Here is a 9,370-nt window from a genome sequence, read left to right as displayed (position 1 = left end):
TATCTGGAAAAGGTACTGGATGCTGGGTTGGCTAAATTGACCTCAATTTAACAATTTGTTCACGCTCTCACCCTGTGTGGCGAAGCGGTCTGCGCTGCGAGCCATTAGCGACAACGCGGCAGCTTGGCCATGCAAAAGCAGTCGTCCAACCCGACGATAACTGGCGCCAGCAAAAGGTATTGAATTTGGCAGCCGCCTTTTTCGGTGCCAAACCGTTGCAGCTTGACCATCCATGGCTGCAAACACGACTTGCTCATTTGGCTAATCCGCTATTGCTGGCAAGGCTCGATGCCAGACAACAAAAGGATGGTTCCATTTTGCTGCCACTTGGCCATCCGCAGCACGGTCGCGTTGGGTTTCATTTGATTTCGCCATCGGCAAACCATGATGAAAAACGTCATTATATTCAGACGTCTGGCTGGTTGACCGGGGCATCTATCACGATTGAGGCCCTGCCTAGCGCATCGCATGCGCCAACCGCAATCTGTGAGGGCGTGGCGACCGGTTTATCCGTTGCGCTGTTTTGGCCGGGCAACGTGGTGATTGCGCTAAGTGCAAATAATTTGGCAGCAGTGCGTGCCACGCTCAATGAGCCGGTTTGCTTTATTGCTGACAATGATCAATGGAAGCCCGCAGTGGGCAACGTCGGGATCAGCTCGGCATTGCAGGCCGCAAAAGAAGGTGATCGGGTGATCTGGCCTCGCTTCGCGCAATACCTGCATACCCGTCAACCGACGGATTTCAACGATTTGTTATTGCTGGCAGGCAAGGATGAAACCCTGCGTCAACTGTTGGCATTAAGGGACATTCCTTAAGGAGGGTGCGAATAAGCACCCTCCACAACGAAACTGAACAAAATAGTTTATTAAATTCAAATACTTACAAAGGCGCATTTTTATGTTTGGTGACTTATTCGCACCTTCCCTAGCCCGCGCCGAGCTGACCCGTTATCTGGGACGCCAGTTTCAGCGTGATTGCCGCTATTTCATCGGCCAGTTGCAATACGCGGCAAATGAAGCGGCTAACCAGCCAGAGCTCCGCTCAGAACTCAAAGAAAAACCTAATCAAGACGCTCAGAAGCTCTGCTTGGTATTGCAAGAAAAGGGGTTGCTGCAATGCTCATCAACGCAGAACAAGAGCCTGCAATTTAGCGACAAAGATACCTGCCACTATCTCGCAGGGCGATGGCTCGAGGAGCTGACTTACATTAATGCACTGGACTGCGGCTTTGACGAAGTCGCTATGAGTGTTGAAGGTGAGTGGCAAACCCAGGCATTCAAACAAAACAATGAACGTGGCAAAAATAATGAATTCGATGTGCTGATCTGTCACAACAACCAGCTGCTCACCATCGAATGCAAGGCCAAGTACTGGGGAGATCACCAGCAGGGAGAGAGCACCAATCAGGATGTAGTCCTCAAGCTCGAGAGCCTGGGACGCAAACTGGGAGGACTGTTTGGTGAGCGCCTGCTGATCAGCGCCCGCCCCTTGCCTGACGAGATGGTTCAGCGCGCCAGGGATAACCGCATCGCGCTATGCGACAGGGCTGATGGCAGAACTATTCGTGCTGAGTTACAACGTTACTTCGACAAGATGAATTGACTTGGGTCATTTATATAAGGACGTAGATGAACTATCTGATTAGCCGTCACCCTGGTGCGATTGAATGGTGTCTTAGCCAGTCATTGGTCATCGACTCAATGCTATCTCACCTTGATCCTGCTCTCATTTGTGCCGGTGATCTGGTTATAGGCACACTACCACTGCCTATGGTGGCAGAGGTACAGCAACGCGGGGCCCGCTACCTGCACCTTTGTGTTCCGCTGACGCCTGAATTGCGCGGTATGGAACTCAGCGCTAATCAGTTGGATCAACTGAAAGCCTCGCTCGTCGAATTTCGGGTCGAGGCCGTTGATAAAAGGCCAACACTTTAAGACCCTTTCCAGATGAATGGGGTATTTACGCGCATTTGATTAGAGGAAACCACATTGAATCACATATTGCTGGCTGTATCCGGAATGACCCCACAAATCATTACCGAGACCTTGTATGGTATCTATCGCCAAGATCCTGCCAAATATCCCACACGTATCGAGGTCATCACCACCGGCGATGGTCGCGATCGCTTGGTGAAAAATCTCTTAGGAGAGGATAATCCGATTGAGCGCCTGCAGCGTGACTATAAACTCCCTCCAATCACTTTTACCGTGTCCGACATTAAGGTGCCCTGTGGTGATAATGGCCAACCGCTCGATGATGTCCGTAGCGAACGGGAGCAGGAAATCATCACAGATTTCATTACCCGATACGTCCGTTCTCTCACCGCAGATCCTGAATTGGCAATTCATGCCTCACTCGCAGGTGGCCGCAAAACAATGGGATTTGCTCTAGGTTATGCCATGAGCCTGTTTGGCCGCCCCCAAGATTGCCTTAGCCATGTCTTGGTTAGCGATCCCTATGAGCGTGTGCCTGATTTTTACTACCCGACACCCACGCCTATCTGGCGGGCAGATTCACGTAATGAAGCACAACATGATTTAAGTCAGGCTGAGGTGACGCTCGCCACCATTCCGCTGGTGTTGATGCGCGAAGAGATGCCAACCACCCTAATCAGCAAAGCTGATTTGAGCTATACCCAGACAGTCGAGCGGATTAACCGCGCCAATGCACTTACGTTTGACACTGCCAAAGTCACCCTCGACTTTGAACACATGAGTGTCTGGTGCGACGACATAGAAGTGCTGCTTAAACCCGATTGCTTTGCCTTCTACAGCTGGATGGCACAAGACAGCAAGGCGAACCCTGGCGAAGGGCTGGACGCGCCACGCGAAGGGATGAAAGAGCGGGAACTTGACAGACGCTTGGCCGCCTTCTTCAGAGCGGCAATCCATCCCTCAGCCCAGGTTGATGACAAGAGTTCACTCGAAGATCTCTTTGAACTTGCCACCGATGCCGTCTCTCGGATGACCGAACAAGAAGAGGAGCGTTTTAACGCTGCCGATATTCCCGAGCCAAATCGGATATATCGCAACAAATGGTTGCTGCAAGAAAACAGCACTACCCAATTTTTGTACACAGAACATCCCCAACGCGATCTGGCGACCCTGCTCAAGAACCATAAAAACCTCTGGGTACGGCTACAAAAAGATACCAATGAAACACTAAACCATGCACTGGGGCCCCGTCTGGCCAGTTACTACCAAATCAGCACGGTCGCCAGTTTCAAAGAGGAGGGTAAGCGCACGGCCTTCGAATTCAAAGGGCTTAAACTGAAGCCTGACCATATCCACTTCCGGTAATCCCAACAACTGGTGAGCCAGTTGGGCCGATGGCGGCGCGCTAAATAACTGATCCTAATAGTGCTACACCTTTGCTGTGCCATAGCCATTCCCCGGGAAAGGAGACACGGTATCCATGAAGTGTTTCACTCGAGCCAGCAGGTTGGCCATCCCTCTGCATTGATGATTGCGCGTGATGGTTTCATGCAACTTGTGCCACAGCCGTTCTATGTGATTAACCCAAGGACTGTAAACTGGCTGAAATACCAGGCAGAACTTAGGGTTTTTCTTCAACCATCGCTCGGTCTGTTTGCTTTTGTGAATGATGTAGTTATCGAGGATCAGCGTGATGGTTTTGGCTCGTCGGTAGTGGCGACGCAGCTTTTCCAGCATGGCGATAAACAGGGATGAGTTTTTCTTTATCCCACTGACGTAAAGCACTCTTCCGTTGCCTGCATGGAGAACGCCTGCCAGGTAATGTTTCGCGTTCTGTCCCGGCGTGACAACCCGCTTTTGCTGCGCTCTGAACATCCAGTCGGCCCCTAATTTGGGATTGAGGTCTATATCGACTTCATCCTCATAAAACACCGGATTATCGGCATCACAGCGGGCCAGCGCAGCGTCGATATCCGCCATTTTCTCCTGATAGGCTGGGTCTTTTATCCGCAAGGTCGGCACGGGCCTTCGCCAGACAATGCCCATACGCGGTAACCATCGACGGAGCGTGGAGGCTGCCATATTGAGGCCTGTTAACCGATTGATTTTGATAGCCAATAGTTCGGTACACCAGCGGCTGCGCTGATAACCAAAATCTTGCGGAGAAAACTGCATGAGCAGCACCAGTAAAGTGACAATCTTGGCAACAGGTAAGACTGGGGCACGGCCAGCCGGTAAGGCTTCTAGGGAAGGTGCGAATAAGTCATATGGCACGAGAGCATTTAATGGTAACCCATTGATATTAAATGACTAAAATTTTCATTTTTTGTTCGTGGGATACTTGTTCGCACTTTCCCTAGCGCATCTATGCCTTCATCTCGATACCATCGAAGCCAACGGCCGATGGTCGAGCGAGCAGCGCCGGTAAGGTGATGAACATCAGTGACCGTGCGTCCTTCATGTAACAGCAAGATGGCCATCAAGCGACGAGCATGCCCTTTATCACGGGTGGCATGGATGATTTTGTGAATGCGGCGCCGTTGTGGTCGTGGCAGAGGTGGTAGGATAGGCATCAACTCAGTCCTTTGGGTGTGGCTTGTTTTGTTTAGCGACTAATGAGATCGCACAAACTGGACTGAGTTCCCTTCCTCCAGTGATCTACTATTCGGAACAGCTATTTAGTATGAAGCAAATCCCTGCCGGATCACAGCCATGATAGTCCTACTGAAGGACGCCCTGACTAAAGGGATGAGAGAAATGCCCCCGGGCTGGCCAATTGGCCAGCCCGTTTTTTTTACTGGCCACCGCTATCCTCTCTCCGTAAGCGTCCGGCCACTACCGTCTGGTGAATGGAGGCAGTTGTGGACAAAGTAGTTCCCACTAAAAGTAGTGGGAACCAAAGATGGTGTACACCAATAGTCGTACCAATGGCAGCCGTAAAGGCAGAGCCAATTACTCACGAGAATTCAAACAGCGACTTGTCGAGGCCGCCAACCAACCCGGCGTCTCCGTCTCAAAACTCGCACAGGAGCACGGGATCAATGCAAACCTCTTGTTCAAATGGCGACGTGATGCCAAAGCCGAAGCCCCTGCGTTATATCCCATCGAACTGGTGTTGCCCCCTTCATCCACGGAGATCTTCTTGCCTCCGACCCCGCAGCCCGAAATGCTCACGCCAGAGACGGCCTCTGAACCGACACCATCCGGCACCATCGAGATACGACTGGGGCGTGCAATGGTCGTCATCGATGGCACCGTCGATACCAATGTATTACGAATGATCCTGGAGACCCTGCGCGTATGATCAATCTTCCTACTGGCACCCGGATCTGGATCGTGGCCGGTATCACAGACATGAGAAACGGCTTCAATGGGTTAGCCTCGAAAGTGCAAATGACGTTGAAGGATGATCCCTTGTCAGGGCATGTCTTTATCTTCAGGGGCCGTAACGGGAGTCAAGTTAAGCTCCTCTGGTCTACCGGCGATGGTCTGTGTCTGCTGACCAAAAGGCTGGAGCAGGGTCGGTTTGCCTGGCCATCGGCTCGAAACGGCAAAGTCTTTTTGACGCCTGCACAACTGGCCATGCTACTGGAGGGAATAGACTGGCGCCATCCAAAGCGCCTGGCTAACTCATTGACCATGTTGTAAAAAGTGATCCCCCATGTAAGATGCATGGGTATGGAAAAATTACTAGCCGACGAAATCCTGCGACTGAAACGACTCCTGGCTGAACAGGAGTCACTCAATCGTGTTTTGCATGCAAGGTTGGAAGAGCGGGAGCGCGAAATTGAGCGCCTGCTTGCGCAACTCGACAAGCTGCGGCGTATGTATTTTGGCAGCCAGTCCGAGAAACTCGCTCGTCGTATCGCTCAGACCGAAGCGCAACTGCAAATACTCCAGCAGGAGAGTGATACCTTCACCGGTCGGGTCGATGATCCAGCGGTACCGCGGCCACTTCGCCAGACTCGCATTCGCAAACCCTTCCCTCAAGCGCTTCCCCGCGATGAGCATCGCCTGTGTCCAACAGAGGCTGTCTGCCCGGAATGTGGTGGAGCGCTGGCATACCTTGGAGAAGATACTGCTGAGCAGTTAGAACTGATACGCAGTGCCTTCCGGGTCATCCGCACGGTTCGGGAGAAACACACCTGCGGGCAATGCGATTTCATCATACAAGCGCCAGCCCCATCACGTCCTATCGAGCGGGGTATCGCCGGGCCAGGCTTACTGGCTCGGGTACTCACCTCCAAGTATGCAGAGCACACCCCGCTGTATCGCCAGTCGGAAATCTATGCCCGTCAGGGCGTGGAGCTGAGCCGCTCTGTGCTCTCTGGCTGGGTAGATGCGTGTTGCCGATTACTGTCACCGCTGGAGGAAGCGCTGCGGCAGTATGTGCTGACCGATGGCAAACTACACGCAGACGATACCCCGGTGCCGGTACTGCTCCCTGGCAATAAAAAGACAAAAACAGGACGTCTGTGGACGTATGTACGCGATGATCGCAACGCAGGCTCCGCACTGCCGCCAGCCGTCTGGTTCGCTTACTCGCCTGATAGAAAGGGAGTCCATCCGCAAAGCCATCTTGCCGATTTCAGCGGCGTCCTACAGGCAGACGCATATGCAGGATTTAATGAGCTATATCGTGAAGACCGAGCTGCCGGCACGATAAAGGAGGCCGCTTGCTGGGCTCATGCCAGGCGAAAGATCCATGATGTGCATATCCGAACGCCATCGGATAACACAGACGAAGCCCTCAAACGAATTGGTCAGCTTTACAGCCTTGAAGCAGAACTGCGCGGCATGTCAGCAGAACACCGGCTGGCAGAACGAGAACGGCGGGCAAAGCCCTTACTGAAAGAGCTGGAGATCTGGTTACGGGATAGGATGCAGTCGCTCTCGCGTCACTCCGAGTTGGCTAAGGCCTTCGCCTATGCCTTGAATCAGTGGTCAGCACTGACGTACTACACCGAAAACGGCTGGATAGAAGTGGACAACAACATAGCGGAGAATGCGCTACGGCTGGTGAGCTTGGGGCGAAAGAACTTCCTGTTTTTTGGCTCTGACCATGGTGGTGAACGGGGAGCCTTGTTGTACAGCTTGCTCGGCACCTGCCGGTTGAACGGGGTAGATCCGGAGCATTACCTGCGGCATGTACTGAATGTGATCGCAGACTGGCCGGTGAACCGGGTCGGCGAACTGCTGCCTTGGCGTGTTGCTCTACCTGCTGAATAACCTGTCGCTCCTGTCAATACGGCCTTCGCTGGACGCTTACTGACATCTTGGCTGAGCCCTGACGCAAATAATCGGGATTGAGTGGTTCAGAACCTTCCAGTATTTGTGCTGTCGCTTGTTTGATGGCCTCGATACGCGCCTTGAGCACGGCAGAAAGCCCTAACTCATGCTCACGTAACAGCCCCCGCGCAAACTCTTGCACCAAGGGGTTGACCTACAGGGTATCGGTTCGCTCAAGCCACTGCAGGACATCGCTGCTACATAGGCTGCGCAAGATTTCTCCACACTCAGGCTCGCTGTCACTGCCCCGGCTGGACTTGCCAATTAGCCTCAGCACCATCGCCTCATCGAAAGCAGGCCATTCCCGCGAAGCCCGAACCAATGCTTCGATGACGTCCCAATGTTTATGCAGTTGGAATATCAGACTTTTGGGATTTGCCATTCGGTATCCTTGTTCGCTCCCTTGGCCCCAGTCCAAAGAATCATACGATGGACGGCTGGCGTCATTTGACCACAAGAGCATAGAAAGCAACCCAGCTGGCAACAATACTGGATACTTCTACATGTCGTTTTTTCAAGCAGATATCTGACGACTCCGGTCTCCCTTACCGCCATTGCTGCAAATGCTCAAACGCTGAGTGTGGGCCGGACTACCGCCAGGATGTTGGCTTGGATCACGCCTCCAGCAGGCAGATCATGGATGATCGGTATGGAAAATACTCGACGGTAGTGGTCAGTCAACTACCAACGGAAGAGTGGTACGCGAGCTTGGGTGACAACACCCTGGCAGATGCGATCCTGGACCGGCTGATGCACAACGCTCACCGGCTGTCACTGAAGGGAGAATCGATGAGAAAGAGGAGAAGTGAGTTGACCCAATCTGAACAGTCGAGTTAGAAACGAGATGACGTGAGCGCGTTAAGGATCAGGGTGTTCACGTTGGCCGGAATCACTGTTCAACTTCACCGGAATACGCAGGGCCAACACTCTGATTTCCACTGATAACTCCTGGGTCAACATGGGCGTGGCTCAAAAGCCACGATCTTGGCCCAGGTGGGTCAACTTTACTCCGGCGTTAGTGGGTCATTTTTACATCGGCGGTGACATCAATGCGTTAAGGATGATTCCGGTGAGTGTGAACAGTGATTCCGGGATGTTGAACACTGTTTCCGGAAAGGAGGGGCAAAGTGTTCAGGTTGAGGTGTCCTGACAAGATCGGACAGTCCCGGATCAAGCAGCCTGAGCAGTTCTCCAATACCTCTTGTTAAACTCCGCCGGGCTGACATTGCCAAGTCGTGAATGCCGACGCTGGCGGTTGTAAAAAATCTCTATGTATTCCTGAATCGCTGCCTTGGCCTCCGCTCTCGTCTCGAATCTATGGTGGTGAACCAGTTCATTTTTAAGAGACCCCCAGAAGCTTTCTATCGGGGCATTGTCGAAGCAGTTCCCCTTGCGTGACATGGAGGTCTGCATGCCAAATTGTACCTGGAGAGCCCGGTAAGCCTTGGCACAGTACTGACTGCCCCGGTCTGTGTGATGAATAAGCCCAACGGGTGGCCTCTTCTGCTGCACAGCCCGAAACAGCGCCTGACTGACCAACCCGGTGGTCATTCGCTCTCCCATCGCATAACCCACTATCTCACAGGTAAACACATCCTTGAGACCAGCCAGATAAAGTCAGCCTTCGTCGGTGGCAATATAGGTGATCACCGGTCCAGACTTCGTTGGGCTTCGTCGGCGCAAAGACCTGACCAAGGAGATTCTCCGCCACGGGCAGGGAATGAGCAGAATGGGTTGTCGCCTTGAATTTGCGCTTTTGTTTGCAAGACAACCCCATTTCACGGCGCAATCGCCCAATCCGGTCCCGCCCAGCGTAAAATCCTTCGGCGGCCAACTCAGCTTGTAAACGCGATGCGCCATAGGTCTGGCGCGTCTTGCTGTGAGCAGCCCGAATGGCGACCTTGAGTCGTTCATCTTCTTGTTGGCGCTGTGACGGTGGACGCTGGCGCCAGTGGTAGAAGCCCGCACGAGAGACCTCCAGCACACGACAGATAACGGAAATGGGATAGATGTCCTGTTGGTTGGCTATCCACGCGTACTTGGCAGTGACTCCTGAGCAAAGTACGCGGCGGCCTTTTTTATGGTTCATCGCGGCTTTCCGGGGAAGGCCGCCTTGATTTTCAGAAAAAAGTATTCTGAGTCCCTAA

Annotated in this window: 8 protein-coding genes and 3 pseudogenes; 8 read left to right on the top strand and 3 right to left on the bottom strand. The window is 52.9% G+C overall.

Annotated elements, in window-relative coordinates; translation table 11 throughout:
- Positions 1–185: 185 nt before the first annotated feature.
- The 4 genes from OKB81_RS17600 (at position 186) to csm6 (ending at position 3,299) form a co-directional block, all read left to right on the top strand.
- Entirely contained in the window at positions 186–815 is a 630-nt protein-coding gene (locus OKB81_RS17600; RefSeq protein WP_270805347.1) for a toprim domain-containing protein, read from the top strand.
- 82 nt (positions 816–897) lie between these two features.
- Positions 898–1,602 carry a Card1-like endonuclease domain-containing protein gene (locus OKB81_RS17595; protein WP_270805346.1) on the top strand — a complete coding sequence of 235 codons (705 nt, stop codon included), beginning with the start codon at positions 898–900 and terminating at the stop codon, positions 1,600–1,602.
- Positions 1,603–1,628: 26 nt separating this feature from the next.
- Complete coding sequence (gene csx16 / locus OKB81_RS17590) at positions 1,629–1,934, top strand: CRISPR-associated protein Csx16 (RefSeq protein ID WP_161507924.1); 306 nt, start codon at positions 1,629–1,631, stop codon at positions 1,932–1,934.
- Between the two features lie 54 nt (positions 1,935–1,988).
- Positions 1,989–3,299, top strand: a complete 1,311-nt coding sequence (gene csm6 / locus OKB81_RS17585) for a CRISPR-associated ring nuclease Csm6 (RefSeq protein WP_161507925.1) — start codon at positions 1,989–1,991, stop codon at positions 3,297–3,299.
- Between the two features lie 63 nt (positions 3,300–3,362).
- Here csm6 and OKB81_RS17580 read toward each other — a convergent pair.
- Positions 3,363–4,507, bottom strand: a pseudogene (locus OKB81_RS17580) (IS630 family transposase).
- A 329-nt stretch (positions 4,508–4,836) separates the two neighbouring features.
- Here OKB81_RS17580 and tnpA point away from each other — a divergent pair.
- Genes tnpA through tnpC form a run of 3 tightly spaced genes read left to right on the top strand, consistent with a single transcriptional unit; the run spans position 4,837 to position 7,163 of the window.
- Complete coding sequence (gene tnpA / locus OKB81_RS17570) at positions 4,837–5,238, top strand: IS66-like element accessory protein TnpA (protein ID WP_042060619.1); 402 nt, start codon at positions 4,837–4,839, stop codon at positions 5,236–5,238.
- Positions 5,235–5,582: an IS66 family insertion sequence element accessory protein TnpB gene (gene tnpB / locus OKB81_RS17565; RefSeq protein WP_042060615.1), complete on the top strand. Its 348-nt coding sequence runs from the start codon at positions 5,235–5,237 to the stop codon at positions 5,580–5,582. The genes tnpA and tnpB overlap by 4 nt, the downstream gene beginning before the upstream one ends.
- Positions 5,583–5,612: 30 nt before the next feature.
- The gene (tnpC, locus tag OKB81_RS17560) at positions 5,613–7,163 is read left to right on the top strand and encodes an IS66 family transposase (RefSeq protein WP_042060621.1); all 1,551 of its coding nucleotides are present in this window, start codon (positions 5,613–5,615) and stop codon (positions 7,161–7,163) included.
- A 214-nt stretch (positions 7,164–7,377) separates the two neighbouring features.
- Here the strand turns inward: tnpC and OKB81_RS17555 are convergent, their stop codons facing one another.
- Complete coding sequence (locus OKB81_RS17555; RefSeq protein WP_270805343.1) at positions 7,378–7,605, bottom strand: hypothetical protein; 228 nt, start codon at positions 7,603–7,605, stop codon at positions 7,378–7,380.
- 251 nt (positions 7,606–7,856) lie between these two features.
- Here OKB81_RS17555 and istB point away from each other — a divergent pair.
- Positions 7,857–8,060, top strand: a pseudogene (istB, locus tag OKB81_RS17550) (IS21-like element ISAs29 family helper ATPase IstB); the annotation flags it as partial.
- Positions 8,061–8,393: 333 nt separating this feature from the next.
- Here the strand turns inward: istB and OKB81_RS17545 are convergent.
- A pseudogene (locus OKB81_RS17545) lies at positions 8,394–9,303 on the bottom strand (IS3-like element ISAeme20 family transposase); the annotation flags it as partial.
- Between the last annotated feature and the right edge of the window lie 67 nt (positions 9,304–9,370).

This window comes from Aeromonas sp. QDB56 (assembly GCF_027705505.1).
GTDB classification, from domain to species: Bacteria; Pseudomonadota; Gammaproteobacteria; order Enterobacterales; family Aeromonadaceae; genus Aeromonas; species Aeromonas caviae.
The sequence above is the reverse complement of the archived record's forward strand: the minus strand, read 5'-3'. Positions and strand labels throughout refer to the sequence as shown.